The sequence below is a fragment of the Paraburkholderia sp. FW306-2-2C-D06C genome (assembly GCF_058781505.1).
The window spans coordinates 1-20,944 of sequence record NZ_JBYSWU010000002.1 but is presented as its reverse complement, the minus strand read 5'-3'; the positions used below and the strand labels follow the sequence as shown (position 1 = coordinate 20,944).

The 20,944-nt window shown below is 64.7% G+C and carries 16 protein-coding genes; 6 read left to right on the top strand and 10 right to left on the bottom strand.

Annotation, left to right across the window (positions count from 1 at the left end; genetic code table 11):
* The first annotated feature begins 9 nt into the window (after window positions 1–9).
* Window positions 10–2,511, top strand: a complete 2,502-nt coding sequence (locus AC3WLT_RS01700) for a penicillin-binding protein 1A (RefSeq protein WP_492590166.1) — start codon at window positions 10–12, stop codon at window positions 2,509–2,511.
* A 443-nt stretch (window positions 2,512–2,954) separates the two neighbouring features.
* The gene (locus AC3WLT_RS01695; RefSeq protein WP_492590164.1) at window positions 2,955–3,833 is read left to right on the top strand and encodes a lipid A biosynthesis lauroyl acyltransferase; all 879 of its coding nucleotides are present in this window, start codon (window positions 2,955–2,957) and stop codon (window positions 3,831–3,833) included.
* A gap of 344 nt (window positions 3,834–4,177) precedes the next feature.
* Here the strand turns inward: AC3WLT_RS01695 and AC3WLT_RS01690 are convergent, their stop codons facing one another.
* From AC3WLT_RS01690 to AC3WLT_RS01680, 3 genes are read right to left on the bottom strand one after another with little or no spacing between them, the layout of a single operon-like run.
* Window positions 4,178–5,698 (bottom strand): efflux transporter outer membrane subunit, encoded by a 1,521-nt coding sequence (locus AC3WLT_RS01690; RefSeq protein WP_492590162.1) that lies wholly within the window; start codon window positions 5,696–5,698, stop codon window positions 4,178–4,180.
* Between the two features lie 2 nt (window positions 5,699–5,700).
* Window positions 5,701–8,832, bottom strand: a complete 3,132-nt coding sequence (locus tag AC3WLT_RS01685) for an efflux RND transporter permease subunit (protein ID WP_492590161.1) — start codon at window positions 8,830–8,832, stop codon at window positions 5,701–5,703.
* Window positions 8,829–9,983, bottom strand: a complete 1,155-nt coding sequence (locus AC3WLT_RS01680) for an efflux RND transporter periplasmic adaptor subunit (protein ID WP_492590160.1) — start codon at window positions 9,981–9,983, stop codon at window positions 8,829–8,831. Before AC3WLT_RS01680 ends, AC3WLT_RS01685 begins: the two co-directional genes overlap by 4 nt.
* A gap of 230 nt (window positions 9,984–10,213) precedes the next feature.
* Here AC3WLT_RS01680 and AC3WLT_RS01675 point away from each other — a divergent pair, with 230 nt between their 5' ends.
* Window positions 10,214–10,831 (top strand): TetR/AcrR family transcriptional regulator, encoded by a 618-nt coding sequence (locus AC3WLT_RS01675; RefSeq protein ID WP_492590158.1) that lies wholly within the window; start codon window positions 10,214–10,216, stop codon window positions 10,829–10,831.
* Window positions 10,832–10,902: 71 nt separating this feature from the next.
* Here the strand turns inward: AC3WLT_RS01675 and AC3WLT_RS01670 are convergent, their stop codons facing one another.
* Entirely contained in the window at window positions 10,903–11,115 is a 213-nt protein-coding gene (locus AC3WLT_RS01670) for a hypothetical protein (RefSeq protein ID WP_492590156.1), read from the bottom strand.
* A gap of 274 nt (window positions 11,116–11,389) precedes the next feature.
* Here AC3WLT_RS01670 and AC3WLT_RS01665 point away from each other — a divergent pair, with 274 nt between their 5' ends.
* Window positions 11,390–12,454 carry a LysR family transcriptional regulator gene (locus tag AC3WLT_RS01665; protein ID WP_492590154.1) on the top strand — a complete coding sequence of 355 codons (1,065 nt, stop codon included), beginning with the start codon at window positions 11,390–11,392 and terminating at the stop codon, window positions 12,452–12,454.
* Between the two features lie 41 nt (window positions 12,455–12,495).
* On the opposite strand, the gene AC3WLT_RS01660 is transcribed toward AC3WLT_RS01665, so the two are convergent.
* The 6 genes from AC3WLT_RS01660 to AC3WLT_RS01635 all read right to left on the bottom strand — a co-directional run bounded on the left by AC3WLT_RS01660 (window position 12,496) and on the right by AC3WLT_RS01635 (window position 18,806).
* The gene (locus AC3WLT_RS01660) at window positions 12,496–12,726 is read right to left on the bottom strand and encodes a DUF2795 domain-containing protein (protein WP_492590152.1); all 231 of its coding nucleotides are present in this window, start codon (window positions 12,724–12,726) and stop codon (window positions 12,496–12,498) included.
* Window positions 12,727–12,898: 172 nt separating this feature from the next.
* On the bottom strand, window positions 12,899–13,153 hold the full coding sequence (locus AC3WLT_RS01655) for a hypothetical protein (protein ID WP_492590150.1): 255 nt from the start codon (window positions 13,151–13,153) through the stop codon (window positions 12,899–12,901).
* A 310-nt stretch (window positions 13,154–13,463) separates the two neighbouring features.
* Window positions 13,464–14,801 carry a C45 family autoproteolytic acyltransferase/hydrolase gene (locus AC3WLT_RS01650; protein WP_492590148.1) on the bottom strand — a complete coding sequence of 446 codons (1,338 nt, stop codon included), beginning with the start codon at window positions 14,799–14,801 and terminating at the stop codon, window positions 13,464–13,466.
* Between the two features lie 178 nt (window positions 14,802–14,979).
* Window positions 14,980–16,713, bottom strand: coding sequence for a ClcB-like voltage-gated chloride channel protein (locus AC3WLT_RS01645; RefSeq protein WP_492590409.1), 1,734 nt, complete (start codon window positions 16,711–16,713; stop codon window positions 14,980–14,982).
* A gap of 112 nt (window positions 16,714–16,825) precedes the next feature.
* Window positions 16,826–17,563, bottom strand: a complete 738-nt coding sequence (locus AC3WLT_RS01640) for a glutathione S-transferase (protein WP_492590147.1) — start codon at window positions 17,561–17,563, stop codon at window positions 16,826–16,828.
* A gap of 145 nt (window positions 17,564–17,708) precedes the next feature.
* Window positions 17,709–18,806, bottom strand: coding sequence for a YeiH family protein (locus tag AC3WLT_RS01635; protein WP_492590145.1), 1,098 nt, complete (start codon window positions 18,804–18,806; stop codon window positions 17,709–17,711).
* 120 nt (window positions 18,807–18,926) lie between these two features.
* Here AC3WLT_RS01635 and AC3WLT_RS01630 point away from each other — a divergent pair, with 120 nt between their 5' ends.
* Together AC3WLT_RS01630 and AC3WLT_RS01625 are read left to right on the top strand one after the other, a co-directional pair.
* On the top strand, window positions 18,927–19,829 hold the full coding sequence (locus tag AC3WLT_RS01630; RefSeq protein ID WP_492590143.1) for a LysR family transcriptional regulator: 903 nt from the start codon (window positions 18,927–18,929) through the stop codon (window positions 19,827–19,829).
* Between the two features lie 245 nt (window positions 19,830–20,074).
* On the top strand, window positions 20,075–20,839 hold the full coding sequence (locus AC3WLT_RS01625) for a sugar phosphate isomerase/epimerase family protein (RefSeq protein WP_492590141.1): 765 nt from the start codon (window positions 20,075–20,077) through the stop codon (window positions 20,837–20,839).
* The last annotated feature ends 105 nt before the right edge of the window (window positions 20,840–20,944 follow it).

Here is a 20,944-nt window from a genome sequence, read left to right as displayed (position 1 = left end):
ATTCCAGTCATGCCAATCATCAAACGACCGCATTCTGCACATTCTCCGGCTAGTGAAAGCCGGGACTCCTACCACCGCACTCCAGGACGCAATGCCGCCTCGCGCGACGCCGAGGACGGCCGCCGTTCGTTCGGCGCCTCCATCGCGCTCTGGTTCGTCGGCTTGCTGGCGACGATCGCTGTGGTCGGCGCGCTGATCATCGGCTATGCACTGGTGGTGATGGGGCCACAACTGCCGTCGCTCGACGCACTGACCGACTACCGCCCGAAAGTGCCGCTGCGGGTCTACACCGCGGATCACGTGCTGATCGGCGAGTTCGGCGAAGAGCGGCGCAGCATCGTGCGCTTCCAGGACATTCCCGACCAGATGAAGAAAGCCGTGCTGGCGATCGAAGACTATCGCTTCTACGAGCACGGCGGCGTCGACTTCCTGGGCATTCTGCGCGCGGGCACGGCCGACCTGATGCACGGCGGCGCCTCGCAGGGCGCGAGCACGATCACGATGCAGGTGGCGCGCAACTTCTTCCTGTCGAGCGAGAAGACCTACACGCGCAAGATCTACGAAATGCTGCTCGCGTACAAGATCGAGCGCGCGCTGACCAAGGATCAGATTCTCGAGCTGTACATGAACCAGATCTATCTGGGCGAGCGCGCTTACGGCTTTGCCGCGGCTGCGCGCGTGTATTTCGGTAAGGATCTGAAAGACATCTCGCTGGCTGAAGCGGCGATGCTGGCCGGCCTGCCGAAGGCGCCGTCGGCATACAACCCGGTGGTCAATCCGAAGCGCGCGAAGATCCGTCAGGAATACATCCTGAAGCGCATGCTCGAACTGAAATACATCAGCCAGGAGCAGTACGACCAGGCCGTCAAGGAAGAGATTCACACCCGGAATCCGGGCAACGAATACAGCGTGCACGCCGAGTACATCGCCGAAATGGTCCGGCAGATGATGTACGCGCAGTACAAGGACGAAACCTATACGCGCGGCCTGAACGTCACCACCACGATCGATTCCGCCGACCAGGACGCCGCTTACCGCGCGGTGCGCAAGGGCGTGATGGATTACGAGCGGCGTCATGGCTATCGCGGGCCGGAAGGTTTCGTGCAACTGCCCGCACCGGGCGACGACCGCGACCAGACGATCGACGACGCGCTCACCGATCACCCCGACAACGGTGAAATCATCGCCGCGGTGGTGACGGACGCGAATCCGAAACAGGTGAAGGCGCAGCTGGTCGACGGCACCCAGGTGACGATCGCGGGCGACGGTCTGCGCTTCGCCGCGGGCGCATTGAGCGCGCGCGCGGCGGCTGCCGCGAAGATCAAGCCGGGTTCGATCGTGCGCCTCGTTGCCGACGACAAAGGCAACTGGCAGATCACGCAACTGCCGCAAGTGGAGGGCGCACTGGTGTCGCTCACGCCGCAGGACGGCGCGATCCGCGCGCTGGTGGGCGGCTTCGATTTCAACAAGAACAAGTTCAACCACGTGACGCAAGCCTGGCGTCAGCCGGGTTCGAGCTTCAAGCCGTTCATCTATTCGGCGGCGCTCGATAAAGGACTTGGACCGGCGACGATCATCAACGACGCGCCGTTGTACTTCCCGTCGAGCACGCCGGGCGGCGACGCGTGGGAGCCGAAGGACGACGACCAGCCGGATGGTCCGATGCCGATGCGCATCGCGCTGCAGAAGTCGAAGAACCTAGTGTCGATCCGCATCCTGTCGTTCATCGGCACCAAGTATGCACAAGACTTCGTGACGCAGCGTTTCGGTTTCGACGCCGACAAGACGCCGCCGTATCTGCCGATGGCGCTCGGCGCGGGGCTCGTCACGCCGCTGCAATCGGCCGGAGCGTATTCGGTGTTCGCGAACGGCGGCTACCGGATCAATCCGTATCTGATCAACGAGGTCACCGACGCGCGCGGCGAGCCGCTGTCCAAAGCCCAGCCGCTGACCGCCGGCCGCGATGCGCCGCGAACGCTCGAACCGCGTAACGCGTACATCATCAACAGCCTGCTGCATTCGGTCGCGACCGCAGGGACGGGCGCGGGCACCAACGTGCTGCATCGTTCGGATCTGCAGGGCAAAACCGGTACGACCAACGACGCGAAGGACGGCTGGTTTGCCGGCTATCAGCAATCGCTGGTGGCGGTTGCGTGGATGGGCTACGACCAGCCGAAGAGCCTCGGCAGCCGCGAATTCGGCGCACAGCTCGCCTTGCCGATCTGGGTCGAGTACATGCAGCGCGCGTTGCGCGGCGTGCCGCAGGACGAACCGGCGCAGCCGGACGGCGTGTCGGTGGTCGATGGTGAACTGTTCTACACCGACATGACGCCTGGCAATGGCTTTGTCGCGAGCATCGGCCTTGACTCGGCGAATCCGACCGCCGGCGTGAGCGACGCGGTCGGCGGCGTGGGGCCGGCGGGCATGACGCCGCCGACGGTGCCGCCGCCGAGCGTTTCGTCGAACGAGAAGAAACAGATCCTGGATCTGTTTGAGACGACCAAACCTTGAGGCAGCCCCTTTAGGCGGCCTTTAGGCAACCTTGCGGCAAGCTTGAAAACCTTGAGGCAACCTTGCGGCAGTGCGAGCGTCCGGGTTGCGATGGCTCGGACGCCGTAATAAAAAAGCAAGCTTAGGCTTGGGGCGTGCGCATCGTTGTCTGGCGGGCGTTTGCGGACGTTCACGGGCGGGCTCGCCGGCAGATTTTGTGGCGGCCTGCGCGGTGTGTTTTAATCACGCCTGCGGTGCTTTCATGGGTCCCGCAGAGACGCTCGATTCCTAACCAGTTTCAGCTCCCAGCACCGCTGCGTTTCGCCGCGAGCGAGACGTACTTCTTCGAACCAGGCGCCGCGTGAGACCCGGTATGACGCGCGCACAAGCCACTTCGTCCGTCAGCAGCTGTCGTGCTGCTGCGGCCGGCGTGTTTGCCATCCAGCATCCACCGGGTCCCACTCGTGAAAAGTCGAATACTCATCTGTCTGATGACAGCGCTGCTGCGCGTGCTTGCCTTCTTGCCGTACGGCGTCGTCGCGCGGATCGGCACTGGCATCGGCGCGCTGCTCTATCGCATTCCGAGCGCACGCCGCCGGGTCGTGCATACCAATCTCAAACTGTGTTTCCCGGACATGAGCGATGACGTGCGCGAACGCCTTGCACGCGCGCATTTCTGTCATGTGATCCGCAGCTACGTCGAACGCGGGCCGCAATGGTTCGGCAATGCCCAGGCGCTCGAGCGTCTCGTCGAAGTGGAGAGCGCGATCGATCTCGCCGACATTCAGGCCCAGCCGACGATTTTTGTCGGCTTCCATTTTGTCGGCATCGAGGCGGGCTGCATGATGTATTCGACGCGGCACCCGGTCGCCTCGCTGTACACGCCGATGTCGAATCTATTGCTGGACGCAATGGCCAAGCGTCAGCGCGGCCGCTTCGGCACCGAGATGATTCCGCGCAGCGATAGTGTGCGGCGCGCGCTGCGGGTGCTGCGCGAGGGCAAGCCGGTGATGCTGGCGGCGGATATGGATTTCGGTTTGCGCGATTCGGTGTTCGTGCCGTTCTTTGGCGTGCCGGCTTGCACGCTGACTTCCGTGTCGCGGATGGCGCGCGCGGGTAATGCGCGGGTGGTGCCGTTTGTTACCGAGGTGCTGCCGGACTATCGCGGCTATAAGCTGACTATTTTCGAGGCGTTAAGCGATTTTCCGTCCGATGATGCCGCCGTCGACGCGCGGCGGATTACGGCTTTTCTTGAGACTCAAGTGAGACGGATTCCTGATCAATATTATTGGGTGCACAAGCGGTTTAAGAACCGGCCGGTGGGAGAAGCTGGGGTTTATTGATGTTCTTTTGCGCGTGGCGGCTGGTTTTTTTGCCTATGGCGGCGTACAACCATAGCGCCGCGCGAGCAAAAACATCTGAAACGGAATTCAAAGCGCACTCAAGCACTTAAACACTCTGTCCTAAGCTTATCAACAGGCCTTTCAACAAAATCTGTGGATAAGCGAGCCACTCGCAAATCTGCCAGTCGGTCGCGCCTGGCAAGAAATCGTCATTGCACTCGCGGACACCGCGAACGACAAACCGATCTGCATCAAGCACTTAAGCTCATTGCCCCATGGTTATCAACAACCCTGTCAACACAAACTGGGGATAACTCCGCAACCGTCGTTACGGAATCCCAGGTTTAGTTGATTGTGGGCGCACCCGCATTCGCTGCCGGACCCGCCGGCACCACCGTCGCAGCGGACGGCGCCGACTCCACTGGCGGATTGCCCATCGCCTGAAACAACGCCGCCGTATCCGTCAGCCGCGCGCTGGTATAGCGGATCTCATCGAGTCGCGCGTTGCGAAACTGCTGCTCGCTCGAACGAGCCGACGATACCGGTACGGCGCCCAACCGATAGCGCCCCGACGTCTCCTCGAAAATCCCCTGCGCCGAGCGCGCCGCAACGTTCGCTGCGTCGAGCGCCTGCGTGTCGTGCTGAAGCGCGGCGAGCGTATCGGCGACGTTCTGAAACGCGGTCAACACGGTTTGCCTGTATTGCGAAACCGTGGCGTCATACGTGTCCATCGCCGCGCGGCGCTGGGCGACCAGTGCGCCGCCATGAAAGAGCGGCTGCGACAGCGACGCGCTGATGCTCCAGATCGCACCGGCGCCCGACAGCGCCACCGGCCAGCTAAAGCCGCCTTGTCCCATCGATGCGCTCAGCGACAGGCTAGGGAACATCTGCGCCGTCGCGACGCCGACTTCGGCCGCCGCCGCCTTCAACGCGGCGTCCGCAGCCTGGATGTCGGGGCGCGTGCGCAACAGTTCGGACGGCACCACCACGGGCACCTGTTCGGGCACATGCAGTTGCGCCAGATCGAGGTCGTCGGGAGCGGCGTCCGGCGTGCGGCCGAGCAGCACGGCCAGCGCGTGGCGCGTGGTCAGCCACTGCTGCTTCAGACCCGGCAAGCTGGCGGACAAACTGGCCGCGCTTTGTTGCGCGCTCAGCTGGTCGGCGTGCGAGACCGCGCCGAGCGCGTAGCGCCGCTGCGTGTCGCGCGCCTGGTCGTCGGCGATCGTCACAAGCCGCTCGGTCGTGTCGATCTGCGCATGCAACGCGGCACTGGTGATGGCCGCCGAGACGATGTTGGCAGCCAGCGCGCGGCGCGCGGCATCGAACTGATATGCCTGCACGTTCACGCGCGCGGCAAGCGCGGCATCCGCGAGCCGCGCCGCGCCGAACAGGTCGAACGTGTAGTGCGCCTGCAATTGGCCGACGAATATGTTGTACAGGAACGTATTCGGGCCGGCCTCGGGAATCGCGAGCGCGCGGTTGCGGGTCGCCTGACCGCCCGCGTCGATGGTCGGCAGCATCGAACTGCCGATCTGCGCGCGCAGCTGCTCGCGCGCGGCGGCGAGGTTCTTGTCGGTGGCGGCCAGCGTCGGGCTGTTGCGCAAGCCTTCGTCGACCAGTGCATCGAGCGCATCCGACTGATAAAGCTTCCACCATTCGGGCACGGGTTTCGCGCCGGCCACGAACTGCTGCGTGACGCCTTGCGCGGCCACGGTCTGCGTCGGCTGCGCTTCGGCGCCGTAGTGGGCCGGCTGCGGCATCGCGGGCGGCGCGCCGCTCGGGCCGAACGAGCAGGCGGCGAGCGCGAGTGTCGCGGCGCTCAGCGCCGTGCTGCGCCAGGGTCGAGGGAATGCAAAAGTAGCCATGGTCAATTCCCCGTATGCGTCGCGCCGGACGGCGCCGGCGGCTCGCGCTCGTCGCCGCGCACCCTGAACGACGCGGCGTACAGCGCGGGCAGATAGAACAGTGTGAGGATGGTCGCGCTCGTGATGCCGCCCATCAGCGCGGTGGCCATCGGGCCGAAGAAGTTCGAGCGCAGCAGCGGAATCAGCGCGAGCACGGCGGCCGCGGCGGTCAGCGTGATGGGCCGGAAACGCCGCACGGTCGCGCCGACGATCGCGTCGAAGCGCTTGTACCCGGCGGCGATGTCCTGCTCGATCTGGTCGACCAGAATCACCGAGTTGCGCATGATGATGCCGAACATCGCGATCACGCCGAGCATCGCGACGAAACCGAACGGCTTGCCGAACAGCAGCAGCGTCGGCACCACGCCGATCAGGCCGAGCGGCGCGGTCAGCACCACCATCAGCACGCGTGCGAAGCTCTGCAACTGGATCATCAGCAGCGTCAGCACCGCGATGATCATGATCGGCATCTGCGCGTTGATCGACGTCTGGCCCTTGCCGCTTTCCTCCACTGAGCCGCCCACTTCGATCCGGTAGCCGACCGGCAGCGAGTCGCGAATCTGGCTCAAGGCTTTGTCCATGCTATGCGTGACGTCGATCCCCTGCGCGCCGGCGGCGACATCGGACTGCACGGTGATCGTCGGTTGCCGGTCGCGCTCCCAGATCACGCCGTATTCGAGATCGTTGCGCAAGTGGCCGAGCGTGCCGAGCGGCACCGGGCCGTTCGGCGTCGGCATTGCCAGCGTCAGGAGCTGGACGGGGTCGACGCGTTCCGATTTCGGTGCACGCAGATCGACGCTGATCAGCTTGTCGCGTTCGCGATACTGCGTGACCGTGTAGCCGGACAGCGTCATCGCGAGGAAGCTCGACACGTCTTCGGAACTCACGCCGAGTTCGCGCGCCTTCTTCTGATCGACTTCGAAACGCACCGAGCGCTCGGCGGGTTCGTCCCAGTCGAACTGGACGTTGCTGGTGCGGCGGTCGGCGCGCATCGTCGCGGCGACGCGCTCGGCGATCGAACGCACGATGGCGATGTCGTCGCCGCTCACGCGGAACTGCACCGGATAGCCGACCGGCGGTCCATTCTCGAGACGCGACAGGCGCGTGCGGATCGCCGGAAACCGGTTGCGCAGTTCCGGTTCGAGCCACTGCGCGAGTTTCTCGCGGTCCTTGACGGACTTCGCCGTGATCACGAACTGCGCGAAATTCGGCTGCTGCAGTTGCTGATCGAGCGGCAGATAAAAACGCGGCGCGCCGGTGCCGATGAAGTCCACGGTGTGATCGATTTCGGGGCGGCCCACGAGCGCCTTTTCCAGGCGCTGCGCCTGCCGCAACGTCGCTTCGAACGATGCGCCTTCAGGCAGGCGCACATCCACCAGCAATTCCGGACGATCCGAGCTCGGGAAGAACTGCTGCGGCACGAGCGTGAAACCCGCCATCGCCGCGATGAACAGCGCGACGGTGATCGCCAGCACGACAAAGCGCCGCTCGATACACCAGCTGATCCAGCCGCGCAGGCGCGTGTAGAAGCGCGTGTCGTAGATGTCGTGCTCGTGATCGTCCGGCAGATGCCTCTCATGCGCCTCGCGTTTGCGCTCCGGCAGCATGTGATAGCCGAGCAGCGGAATCAGCACCACCGCGGCGAACCACGACGCGATCAGCGCGATCGCCGACACCTCGAAGATCGAACGTGTGTATTCGCCGGTGCTCGATTTCGCGAGCGCGATCGGCAGGAAGCCGGACACGGTCACGAGCGTGCCGGTCAGCATCGGAAACGCGGTGCTGGTGTACGCGTAGGCCGCGGCGCGCGTGCGGTTCCAGCCTTGCTCGAGTTTGACCGACATCATCTCGACCGCGATGATCGCGTCGTCGACCAATAGTCCCAGCGCCAGCACCAGCGTGCCGAGCGACACCTTGTGCAAGCCGATATCGAACAGATACATGCACAACGCCGTGAGCGCGAGCACGACCGGAATCGAGATCACGACCACCATGCCGGTGCGCACGCCCAACGACACGAGACTCACCACCAGCACGATCGCGATCGCCTCGGCGACCGCTTCGAGAAAGTCGTCGACCGAACGCGCGACCGCGTGCGGCATGCTCGACACTTCGACGAGATTCAGGCCGGCTGGCAGATGCTTGCGCAGCTGCACCGTCTGCTGGTCGAGCGCCTTGCCTAGACGAATCACATCGCCGCCCGGCTGCATGGTCACGCCGATGCCGAGCACGACCTTGCCGGCGGAGCGCATTTGCGTGGCGACCGGGTCGTCGTAGCCGCGCCTGATCGTCGCGATGTCGCCGAGACGGAACGAGCGGTTGTTGATGCGGATCAGCGTGTCGGCGAGCGCGGCGACGTCCTTGAACTGGCCGGTGGGGCGCACGAACACGCGGTCGTCGGTGGTGGTCAGCGTGCCGGCCTGCGAGACGCTGTTCTGCGAATTGATCGCCTGGCCGAGCTGCTGCGGCGAGATGCCAAGGCGCGTGAGTTGCGTGTTGGCGATCTCGATGTAAATGTGCTGATCCGGATCGCCGAAGTAATCGACCTTGCCGACGCCCGGCACGCGCAGCAGCATCGTACGCAGCTGATCCGCGTAATCGTGCAGTTGCGCGGCGGAAAAGCCGTCACCTTCTAGCGTGTAGATGTTCGTGTAGACGTCGCCGAATTCGTCGTTGAAGAATGGGCCTTGGATGCCTGGCGGCAAGGTCGCCGCGATATCGCCGACTTTCTTGCGCACCTGATACCAGGTTTGCGGCACATCCTTCACCGGCGCGGAGTCCTTCATTGTGAAGAACATCAGCGATTCGCCGGGGCGCGAGTAACTGCGCACGAAGTCGATGGCGGGCGTTTCCTGCAATTTCCGGCCGATGCGGTCGGTGACCTGTTCCTGCATCTGGCGCGCGGTCGCGCCAGGCCAGAAGGTGCGGATCACCATCACACGGAATGTGAAGGGCGGGTCTTCGGATTGCGCGAGGCGCGTGTACGCGAGGATGCCGAATGCGGTAGCGAGCGCGATCAGGAACACGACCAGCGCCTGATGGCGCAGCGCCCATGCGGACAGGTTGAAGCGTCCTTCTTCAGGCGTGGTGCTCATGAAGCGAAGTCCTCGGGATGCAGCGGCGGGATCACGTGGACTTTCTCGTCGGCGGTCACTGTGTGCACGCCTTGCAGCACGACGCGTTCGCCGTCTTTCAGGCCCTGGGCGATGGCGATCGTACGCTCGTTGTAGCGCATCACGTCGACGCGCCGCAGTTCCAGCGTATCGGCGCTGGATGCGTTGCCGCCGGCGCGGACGACCCACACGGCCGGTTGCGTGCCGTCGTGGAATAGCGCGGTGGCGGGCAGGATGAACACGCTGTGCTGATTCGCCGATGCGTTCGCGGGCGACAACGCGATATCGGCCGTCATGCCGAGGCGCACGTCGGGGCCGGGATTGTCGAGCGTGAGTTTGGCGCGGTAGGTGCGGCTTTGCGGATCGGCGGCGGGCGACAGTTCGCGCACGCGCGCGGTGAAGCTGCGCCCCGGCAGCGCGGCCAGCGTGACCGTGGCGGTTTGCCCGACCGACAGCGCGGCCAGCGCGCTTTCCGGGACATCGCAGACCACGTCGACATCGCCGCTCCACGCGAGGTTGTAGACGGCCTGGCCCGCTGACACGTTCTGGCCCGTGTCGGCCAGTTCGGCGGTGATCACGCCGGCGTGGTCGGCCACCAGCGTGGTGTACTGCAACTGATCCTTCGACAAGGCCGCCTGCTGCGCGGCCTGATCGCGTTGAGCCAGGGCAGACGCGTAGGCATTGGTCGTCTGTTCGAGTTGCGCGGGCGCGATCAGGTTTTCTTTCGCCTGTGCCTGGTCGCGATCGAGCTGCTGCTTCGCATAAACCAGACTGTGCTCGGCAGCCGCGAGCTGCGCTTGCGCGCTGGCGGCGTTCTTCTGCGCATCGGCCGGATCGAGCCGGGCGACGATCTGGCCGTTCTTCACGACGTCGCCGAGCCGCACGCGCCGCTCGACGATCTTGCCGCCGACGCGAAACGACAGCGGTGTTGCATAACGCGATTGCACTTCACCGGGCAACGACGCCGCCGGCGTGGCGCTGCCGTCCGCATGCACGGCGACGGCGACCACCGGACGCGGCGCCGGCGCGGCAACTTCTTTCTTCGAGCACGCGCTGAGCATGACGACGCCGGCTAGCGCGAGGGCGCATGCGGCGCGGGCAGCACGGGCAGAGCGATGGGACTGCTGGCGCATCGCAGAGGATGCGGAAGGACCGGGACGCTTCACGATGACCCCAACTTGGAAACAGCGAACGAACACGGCAAGCCGCAGCGGCCTGCCAGCGAAGACGCGCAGAACGAACCGATGCAACCGATGCAATCGGCATACGCGTTTGACTTCGAATGATTGGTTGAATTCTAATACACAGGTGTATCTGAATGTCGAGATGAATTGAAATTCTTTCCGGTGCTAGACTGGCGGCCATGAAAAGGCAACGACTCACACGCGAGCAGAGCAAAGACCAGACGCGCCAGCGCCTGCTCGATGCTGCTCAGGCAATTTTTATGAAGAAAGGCTTTGTCGCGGCGAGTGTCGAAGACATCGCCGGGGCGGCAGGCTATACGCGCGGAGCGTTCTATTCGAACTTCCGCAGCAAGAGCGAACTGTTCCTCGAATTACTGCGGCGCGATCACGAAACGATGCAGGCGGGTCTGCATGCGATTTTCGAGAGTGCGGCGTCGCGCGAGGAAATGGAAAAGCGCGTGCTGAGCTACTACAGCACGCTGCATCGCGAGAACAAATGCTTTTTGCTGTGGGTCGAGGCGAAGCTGCTCGCGGTGCGCGACGGCCGTTTCCGGATCCGCTTCAACGCGTTCATGCACGAGAAACTGGAGCAGTTGAGCGCCTATATCCGCGAATTTTCGGTGCGGGTGGGCACGCCGCTGCCGTTGCCGGCCGAGACGCTGGCGATAGGCTTGATGGGATTGTGCGACGGCGTGCAGTTCTTCTACACGGTCGACCCGCAGAACGTGTCGTTCCAGATGGCGGAGTCGGTGCTGGCGGGGTTTTTCGCGCGTGTGGTGTTCGGGCGCGACGCGTAACGATGGCGAGCGACGGGGCGTGACTCGAACACGCCCGGACCACCGCCCGGCGCTGGCGGATTACTTCTTGCCTAGTTGGTCGGCAATTGCGCGCAGGCGTCCGCAACCGGCGTCGCGCAGACGAACGAATATTGCCCGCTATAACGCAGGACTTCTTCGCCGACGTGCAGAACGACTTTGATGTCCGGACACCGCTCGTAAGCGATGAACGCCGAGCAGGCGGCGGCCGACCAGCAGACCAGCGAAAACGCGATTTTTTCGAAAAGCTGAAAACGATGTGGCATAACGATCGAGCGATGATTTCCGTCGGGCGCTATGGTATCAGAATATAAGGGTTTATACCTAGTCGAAATCCGCAAAAGGCTCTGCAACGGCGTCGCGGGCGCATCGCGAACCTGACCGCGAACCTGATCGTTTTGTCACGTTCGGGTCAGGGTTGGGACATGGTCGGGTCGATACAATCGGATCGTTGGGCTGGCCTGAGCGCGTTTGCCGCTTGGGCTCGACACGCGTGGCGAGTGGCCCGCCGGCCCGCGTTACCGTGGCAGGAGTCGTCCCATGAATCAATTGCAGTCGATGCGCGTGTTCGTCAAAGTGGCCGATCTCGGCAGTTTCGTTCGTGCGGCCGGTGTGCTGGATCTATCCACGGCGGTCGTCACACGCCACGTCGCCGATCTGGAAGGGCGGCTCGGCACCCGCCTGCTCAATCGCACCACGCGCCGTCTTTCGCTGACCGAGTCCGGCAGGACCTATCTGGAACGGGTGCGCCACATTCTCGACGACCTGGAAGGCGTCGAGCAGATGGTGGTGGCGCGCAATCACGAACCGGTCGGCACGTTGCGGATCGTCGCGCCGGTCGTGTTCGGCCTGCATAGTCTCGCGCCGGTCGTGCAGTCGTACGCCGAGCGCTATCCGGAGGTCGTGCCCGACGTCACGCTGGCGGATCGTCATGCCGATCTGGTCGAAGAGGGCTTCGACGTCGGCATCATGGTCGCGCGGCAGATGCGCAGCGCGAGCATCGTCACGCGGCGTTTGACGACCGGCTACATGACGGTCTGCGCGAGCCCGGCGTATCTGGAGCGGCATGGCACGCCGACGCACCCCGAACATCTGCGCGCGCATCCGTGTTTGAGCCGGCCGGCCGAGCAAGGCGGCGACGAGCGCGTATTCACCGGACCGGACGGCGAGGTGCGCGTGCGGACGACCAATGCGATCGCCGCGAACAATACGGAGATGCTGCGGCAGTTCGCGCTGCTGGGCATGGGCGTGGCGATTTTGCCGAGCTATCTGATCGGCCGCGATCTCGAGTCAGGGCGGCTGGTGCCGTTGCTCAGCGATTACCGTCTGCCGAACGTCGAAATCACGATTGCTTATCCGAGCCGCCGTCATTTGCCGGCGAAGGTGCGCACGTTTATCGACCATCTCGTCGAGCATTTCCAGCGCGCCGACGAGTATGCGCGCGACCCGCGACCTGCTGCGCCGCCGCGTGCGGTTGCTGGTACGGTTGCCGGGCTGCCGGCGTATGCCGACGGTGATCGGCCGGTGTCGGCCTCGGCCGGTGAAGCGGTGCGGCCGTTACGCAAGGCGCCGCGCGGAAGGATGGCGGCGGCCTCGCCGGTTTGAGGCGGTTAGCGTGGGCGGGTTGTACGCCGCCGGCTCCCCGTTCATGCGCCCAGACCCGGCCCGTAGTTGCCGCCGATCAGACGGGTGACGGATGCCACGTCCGCATAGTCCTGCTCGGGCAAGCCGTCGAGCATCGACAGCACCTCGTTGCTGGCGCCCGCTTCGCGAGCGACGTCGACTAGCGCGTCCTTGTTGGCCGGGAAATGGACTTCGCGCAGTATGTCGGCGATTTGCAGGTCAATCGGTTCGCCGGGAATAGCCGATGCGGTCATGCAGCGCTCCTGTTCTTTTCTCTTCGATGTGAATTTTGCCGCTGGCCGAATGCTCAATACCCGGTGAGAGCCTGCTGGACATCGCCTGAAGTTTGCCGCCCGTGGTTTGCCGGCCCCGCGCCGGGGCGGCGCAAAAACCCGTCTGCCAGGCGCCACCAGGTGCCGCGAGGCATCAAGTCTGGAGATGCTCGTTCTGTCCGGCGAAGCTTCGGTCCAGATGTCGCGACTTGGGCAGCGCGATATGTTGCCATTGTTGCGGACGGATGTCGTCCGTGGCGGCGACGTCCGGCGCCGCAGGGGCGACCGGGGCAGAGTTGGCGCGTTCGGCCAGGCTGCCAGCGGCGGTGCTGTCGGGCGCGGTGTGAACCGGCGCGGCAAAGCACGAGGCCGACAGCGTCACCATCGTCATCAGTGTCGAGGTTTTCATCGCCCGACCTCCTAAGCTCATGCGGCGCTAACGGCTTGGCAAGCGCTGTGCCGTCCCCGCGTCGAAAAGACGGCCAGTCTTCGCACGGCGCTGCTGTTCGCGGCCGGCGTGCATCTATCATCTTAGATGGCAAATTTGCGCAACGCCCGCGCAAATGCGACAAAACCAGGTTGTCGGTTTCAAATGATGGCAGGAAAAAGGCAGATCCGTCGCGAACGGTCGTGCCGGGTTTGTGTTGCGACGCAGCACGGCGCGGCAACAACGCAGCGCAGCGTGCCACGGCTCGTTCACCCAGTGCGGAGGATGGCCTCTAGCGCAAAACCTCGAAGCGCGTCCAGGGCCACGATGGCCGGTCGCGCATATACCCGTTGAGCCAGTTCCACTGCGGATGGCGTTTCATGAACGCCTGCGCGTCGAACGGCCGCCCGCACGGATGGCCCCAGCGCGCACTGAACGACATATTGCGCGCCATTTCGCTGTCGGCCACTTTGCCGTCGTTGGCGCCCCACGGATTGAAGGGCCCGTGATCGGTGCCGCCGAAGCGCGCGTCGTCCAGTTCCAGATGCCCGCAGATGGTGCGCGAGCACGGGTTGTCGTTGCGGTCGAGATAGACGTCGTGATGATCCGCGATCATCTGCTTGGCGAGTTCGACGTCGATCTTGCCGTGATGGATTTCCTCCAGTTGCATGAAACGCAAGCGCCGCGCGCCGTTCTTGCGCACGTCCGTATAGTCCTCGCCTTCGCCGATGCATTCCTGGTTGCGGATCTTCAGATCGGTCGCGGTGTTGTAGCCGCTGTAGAAACCGTCCTTGGTGCTTTCGAAGCCGGAATAGTGCAGCCCGAGTTCGTAGCGGGCGATCTCGCCGGTTTTGGTGTCGCCGAGCAGCCAGCTGTTCGCATAGCCGCCGTTATTGGCGATCGCGAACATCTCGCACCATTCGCCGATGCTGTTCGCGTACTGCGACGCGCGCCGCGAGCGGTAGAACTCCGGCGCACCCGCCGCGTTGTAGCCAGCAAAGTTGGAGATGGTGGTTTCGGTCACCATCAGGCCGGCGGCCGTCACCCAGAAATCGGTGAGACTGGAGATGCAGCCGGGCAGGCCCTGCATCAGGATCCGGTTGCCGCGATCCGGCACGATGTCGAACACCACGTTGAACGCGTCGCCCGCGGCGTAGCGGTCCCACGAGTTGTGCGCCATCACGATGCGGCCGTCGCGCGTGGCCTTGCCGGTGGCGATGAACGCGCTGCAATGATGGCCGCGCCGCCCGCGCCACGGTTTCAGCCCGAGCCGCGGTTGCTGCTGCGCGGCGTAGGTAGGCCACCAGCTTTGCAGCAGATCCATGTAGCCGTTCCATGCCAGCACCTCCGCGAACGGCAGCTTTGCGCCGTCGGCGATGCCCTGGATTTCGTCGGCGAATTCGGTGTCGAGTTTGTTGGCGAACTGCGAGACGGCAGCGTTGACGAAGGTATCGAAGTCTTCGCCGGTATCCCACTTCGCGAGGTAGCGGGCGGTGCGGATCGCGTTCTGGATTTCAGTGGCGAGCAACTGGCCGTGCTGCTCGCCGCGATCGTACGGCTCGCCTTCGATATGCAGAAAAATCCAGCCCGCCTGATCGCGGCGCACGGCATCGAGGGAAGGTTCGCTCATCTTCACTCCGATCGAAGGGCGGGCGTCTCGGTGCGCCCGTCTTGGCGTAACGCGCGCTGCGTGCAATCGCCGCAGCGTCTTCCCCATTGTAGAGAATCTGGCGCGCTTTGCACGGCGCGCGATGCGTCCGTTGGCGCGGCGCCGAACGGTACGCGCGCGGCGTGACGGAAGCACAGTTCTAGCGGGTCGGATTCATGCGGAAATACGCATCGAGCAGCGAGGTCTTATAGACCACGCCCGCGAGCGTCGGATGCGCGGTGCTTTCGATCACCGGCAGCCGCTCGCCCTGGAACGCCATGAAGTGCTGCAGTGCAACGCCGAGCGGCATGTCGGGCGTGAGCACATCGAAATGCGGCTGCAAATAGTCGGCGGCGGTTTTCGTGGCGGTGTCGCGCTTGTCGAGCAGATCGGACGTGATGTCCTTCAGTGCGACCACGCCGAGAAACGCGCCGGATTCGTTGGCGACGTACAGATACTTCACCGGATATTCGAGGAACACGCGCGTCATGTCGTGCACAGTCGCGTTGGGCGGCACCACGGTTTCGGCGGGACGGATCAGCTCGCGCATCTGCGTCGCACGCAGCCGCGAGCGCTCCTGTTCCTCGCGATTGCGGCGCAGCGTGATTTCGTACATCGAAGTCTTCGCAATCGCGCGCGACACGAAATAGGCGACCACGCACGAGAGCATCAGCGGCAGCACGACCTGATAGCTGAGCGTCATTTCGAAGATCATCAGGATCGCCATCAATGGCGCCTGGGTGGCGCCGGCCAGAAACGCGCCCATGCCGACCATCGCATACGCGAACGGCGCCGAGGTGCCGTGCGGCCACAGCGCATGCATGCCCAGGCCGAACAGCGAGCCCACCACCGCGCCGACGAAGAGCGTCGGCGTGAACACGCCGCCGACCGCGCCGGAACCGGCGGTGGCCGCGGTGGCGACGAGCTTGAACACCAGCACGAGGACGAGCGCGCCCCAGCTCCACGGCGAGTGCAGAATCGAGTTGACGACGCTATAGCCGTTGCCCCACACCTCGGGCGACCACACCGACAGAATGCCGACCATCAGGCCGCCGAGCGCGAGCCGCACCGGCAGCGGTAACGGCAGCTTGCGAAAGCCCGCCTTCGAGACATCGAGCAGCCGCAGGAATTGCGGCGCGGCCGCGCCGCACAGTACGCCGAGCGCGACGAACAACAGCACTTCGACGCCCGCCACCGGCGGGAACACGGGCATCTCGTACGGCGGCTTGTAGCCCGTGAATTCACGCATCGTGATGTTGGCGACCACCGCCGCGACCACCACCGGCCCAAAGCTTTCCATCGCGATCGAGCCGAGCACGATCTCGGTGACGAAAAAAGCGCCGGCAATCGGCGCGCTATAAGCGGATGTAATCCCGGCCGCGGCCCCGCACGCCACCAGCAGCCGCAGACTCGCCGGATCGAAATGCACCCAGCGGCCGATCAGCGACGCGGCCAGCGCCGCCAGTTGCACCATCGGACCTTCGCGGCCGATCGAGCCGCCGCTCGAAATCGTGAACAGCGACGACACGCTGCGCCACAAGCTCAGCTTCACCGGCACCACGCCGTCGCCGATCGCGACCGCTTCCATGTAGTCGATGTGATTGCATTTGGCGGCGTAACGCCGCGCGATCAGCAGAAAGACGCCGGCGATCAGGCCGCCCGCGGCCGGCAGCCATACGCGCACGGTCCACGGCAGGCCGCGCGCCATTTCGACGAAACTGCCGGATTTGCCGGACACCGCGCGTTGCAGCAGCGCGATGCCTTCGCGAAAGAGGATCGTCGCGAACGCACCCGCGACGCCGACCACCACCGACCAGACCAGCATCGTGTGGGCATCGGAAAGGCGGAACAGGCGTTGGGCGCGGGTGCGCAGCTTCAGCAGAAATGAAAGCACGTCGGCAGTGGAGGGCGTGATGGGTGGATGAAAAGTGCGCACGGCAACAGCATCGCGCCCGCTATCGTAAGCGGGCGCGATGCAGCCGGCGGGCGCAGGGGGGCCGCGCGGATCAAGCCGACGCCTTGTCGAGTTCGGGGTAGTGCCGGAAGATGCAGGCCTCGTTATGTGCGATGCGCCGGTCGGACTCGAGATACGCGGCGATGTTCGGCCGCGTCATCACCGCGTCGTGCAGCGCGGCGAGGCGCGGATAGTGTTCGCCGAACCGCTGGAGCGCGCGCGGAAACGCATACAGCAAGCCGTCGATCAGCTGGAACATCGACAGGTCGACGTAAGTCAGCGCGTCGCCCACCATGAACTGAGCGCCGGCCGGATTCTGCTTGAGCATGCGCTCGAAGTACTTCATGAACTTCGGAATCCGGTTGTCGATGAAGTCGTGCGCGCGCAGTTTTGCGGCGTCTTTCTGGTCTTCGTAGTAGAGGCCGGTGGCGAGCGGATGATGCGTGTCGTGCGCTTCGGTGACGACGTCGGCGATCGTCAGTTGCAGGCCGTTGGCGACGTAGCGCAGGCCCTCGACGGCAGGCGCCAGGTTCAGGCGCGGGCCCAGGTAGAACAGGATGTTGGCGGTCTGCGAGATCACCAGATCGCCGTCTTTCAGAAACGGCGGCGCGAACGGCGGATACGGCTTGTCGGCGCTCTTCATCACCGACATCATCGCGCTCGTGCCGAGGCCCTCGGCCTTCTTGCCGCGCGCCACTTCCACATAGTCGGCGACGGCTTCTTCCAGCGCGAGCCGCACGAATTCGCCGCGGCCTTGCAAGCCGTCCCAATAGTAAAGTTCCAGGCTCATCGGTCGATCCTCATTCCGGTTGCATGAACGGGTTTGCGTGAACGGGTTACGTCAGCAGCCAGTATGCCGTGTGAGCATGTCGGATTGTTCTCCTGAATGCGCAAAACCCCGCGCGCGGCGGGGTGGGTTTGCAGGCGAGGGTGGCTTAACCGAACAGGTGCTGGGCAGACCACGTGATCCCCAGTCCACCGGCAATCAGCCACACATACAGGATCAGGCCGGTGGTCAGCGCGCGGGGCCCGGCCTGACGAATCTGCGAGATGCGGGTTTCGATGCCGAGCGCGGTCATGGCCATCGTCAGCGCGAAGGTGTCGAGCGTATTCAGCGTGTTCGTCACGGTGTCGGGCAACACATGCAGCGAATTGATCACGACGAAGGCGAGGAAACCGAGCGCGAACCAGGGTATCGCCAGCTTGCGCGGTGCTTGCTGTGCGCCGTCGTGCGCCGTGGCCGAAGTGGATGCCGATGCGCGGCGGGCCGAGCGGTTCACCCACATACCGATCGCCAGCAGCACCGGCACCAGCAGCATCACGCGGGTCATCTTGACGATGGTCGCGACGTGGGTCGCTTCCGGGCTCACATTGCTGGCCGCGCCGACCACCTGCGCGACTTCATGAATCGTGCCGCCGAAAAAGAGGCCCGCGCCGACCGTGTCGAGATGCAGCCAGCCTGCCTTGAACAGCACCGGGTAGAGGAACATCGACAGCGTGCCGAACAGCACCACGCTGCCGACCGCCATCGCGCTCTTGTGCGGCTTCGATTGCAGCGTCGATTCGAAGGCGAGCACGGCCGCTGCGCCGCAGATCGCGCTGCCGGCCGCGGTCAGGAGCGCCGTGTCGCGATCGAGCTTCATGATCTTCATGCCGGCCCACGTGCCGATGACAAGCGTGCTCACCACGATCAGCACCGATTCCGCGAGGCCGGGCAGACCGACCTGGGCGATTTCCTGCAAGCTCACGCGCAGGCCGAAAAACGCGACGGCGATGCGCAGCAGCTTGCGCGCCGAGAAGTTGACGCCGGCCGCCCAGCTTGCGGGCATGCCGTCGCGCAGCGCGTTGCCATAGATGGCGCCCGCCACGATGCCGACGATCAGCGGGCTCAAACCCAGACCGGCGATGGCTGGAATCGACGCGATGCGGGTCACGGCGGCGGCGAACAGCGCAACGAACAGAATGCCGTTGAGATGGCCGCGAGTCGAAGACCCGGTTGATGGGGCGGTAGCAGTGAGATGTGCAGTGGACATGGCGCAATGCCTTTCTGTGACTGTCTTGATTCGATGGGGCTAATCCTAAATTAGATATATCAATATGAAAAATCGTGATTTAGAATGCAAAGTATCGGTTGAGCTGATACATTGACCATCATGACCCCAGATCAACTTATAACGTTCGCCGCTGTCGCCGAGCATCGCAATATCAGCCGGGCCGCTGTGGCGCTGCATCTGTCGCAGCCGGCAGTGTCCGGGCAATTGCGGCAGTTGCAGGACGAATTCGGCGAACCGCTGTACCAGCGCGACGGCCGCGGCGTGCGGCTCACGCCCGCCGGCGAGCAGCTCGCCAGCTACGCCACGCGGCTGCGCGACACGTGGCGCCAGGCGCACGCGTACCGCGACGCGTTGCGCGGCATGGAGCAGGGCACCTTGCGCATCGGCGCGAGCACCACGCCGGCCAGTTATCTGCTGCCCTACCTGATCGCCGACTTTCATCGCCGCTATCCGGACGTGTCGTTGCATACCGCCGACGGCAACACCACGGAAATCGTCGGCGCACTCGATTCGGTCGACATTGCAATGATCGAAGGGCCGGTCGGCTCGGATCTGCCGCCGGACACCGCGGTGCACGCGTGGCGCGAGGACGAGATCGTCGCGATCATGCCGCGCGCGCATCCCCTCGCGCAGCCGGGCGGCGCGGCCGGCGAGGGCGGCCGGGTGGAACTGGCGGCGTTCGGCGCACATCCGCTGGTGTTGCGCGAAGCCGGGTCGGGCGTGCGGCAGCTCGTCGAGCGGGCGTTTGCGCGGGCCGGCGTGCCGATGCGCGTGGCGCTGGAGATTGCCGGGGTCGAAGGCGTCAAGGAAGCGGTGCGGGCGGGCATGGGCATCGGCTTCGTCTCGGCCATGTCGATGCGGCACGAAGACGGCGCGCTGTGCCTGTTCTCGCTGAGCCCCGAGCCCTTGACGCGGCGGCTGTCGATTCTGGTGCCCCACGCGAGCGCGCCCTCGCGGGTGTTGCAGCGGTTTCTCGCGCTGTGTCTGGCGGACGGTTCCTGATCGCCGGGCCTCGGGCGTTCCTATTCGGCGTCGCTCGGCGTCCCACACTGGCGTCCACGGCTGGCGACCCAATTCGGCGTCCAAAGCTAGCCTTTCAGGCTGGCGCCTGGGGATTTCCACTATGGTGCGTTCCCATCGCCTCGGCGCACTATTCGCACACCAAAGCGCAACGGCGCTTTTTTTAGATCGCAGCTTGGAACCGGTTCCATTTGCCGGTACGGAAACGAGGTTGGGTAAATTTCGACATGGCTGATGTGGTGATTGTCGCAAGTGCATTCGGAATGGACGCGGTTCGCGCCGGCGGCCACACGAAGTGGACGAGCGTGAGCGCGGCGGCTGGCGCCGGCGGCTTCGAGGTGCGCCGCGAGTTGTTCGCGAGCGATGCCGACGCCTCCGTTGAAGCGCTGCGCTCGCTGGGCAACGCAATGGCGAAACTCGGCTTGTGGTCGGTCTACTCGACGCCGGATTCGCTCTACACGGCCGAAGGCGTGCTCGATATCTATGCCTTGCGTCTCGCCGTGACCGAGGCCGCGGCACTCGGCGCGCGTTTTGTGAAATTGCAGCTTGGCGGCTTTGCCACGCGAGCGAACGGCGCGGCGATCGCGGCTTGCGTGCGCGGGATGAAGCCGCGGCTCGTCGTCGAAAATGGTCAGCTGGAGCAGGGCGGCTCGCTCGCGCAATTCGTCGGCCTGTTCGATGCGTTGGCGCGCGAAGGCCACGCCGGCGTGCTCGGCATGACGTTCGATGTCGGCAACTGGTTGTGGCGCGGTGTCGCGCCGCTCGACGCCGCGCAGCAACTTGCGGCGCATGTCGAATACGTACATTGCAAGACGATGACCGGCGAGGGCGCGCGCCGCTTCGCGAGCGCGCCGGCCGCGGACGACGCGCAGTTCGCGGCGGTGCTCGCCAGCTTGCCGCACGATGTGCCGCGCGCCATCGAGTTTCCCTTCGATGCCACGCGCATCGAGGCCGACGCGGCGCATTACGTCGCGTGGCTGGCCGCTGCTTGAGCAGCTCATAGGACCTGAGAGAACGACAAAAAACGCGGTAAAAAACACGCGCAGCAGAAGAGAACGCAGCAGAAGAGAACGCGGCAGAAGAGAACGCGGCAGAAG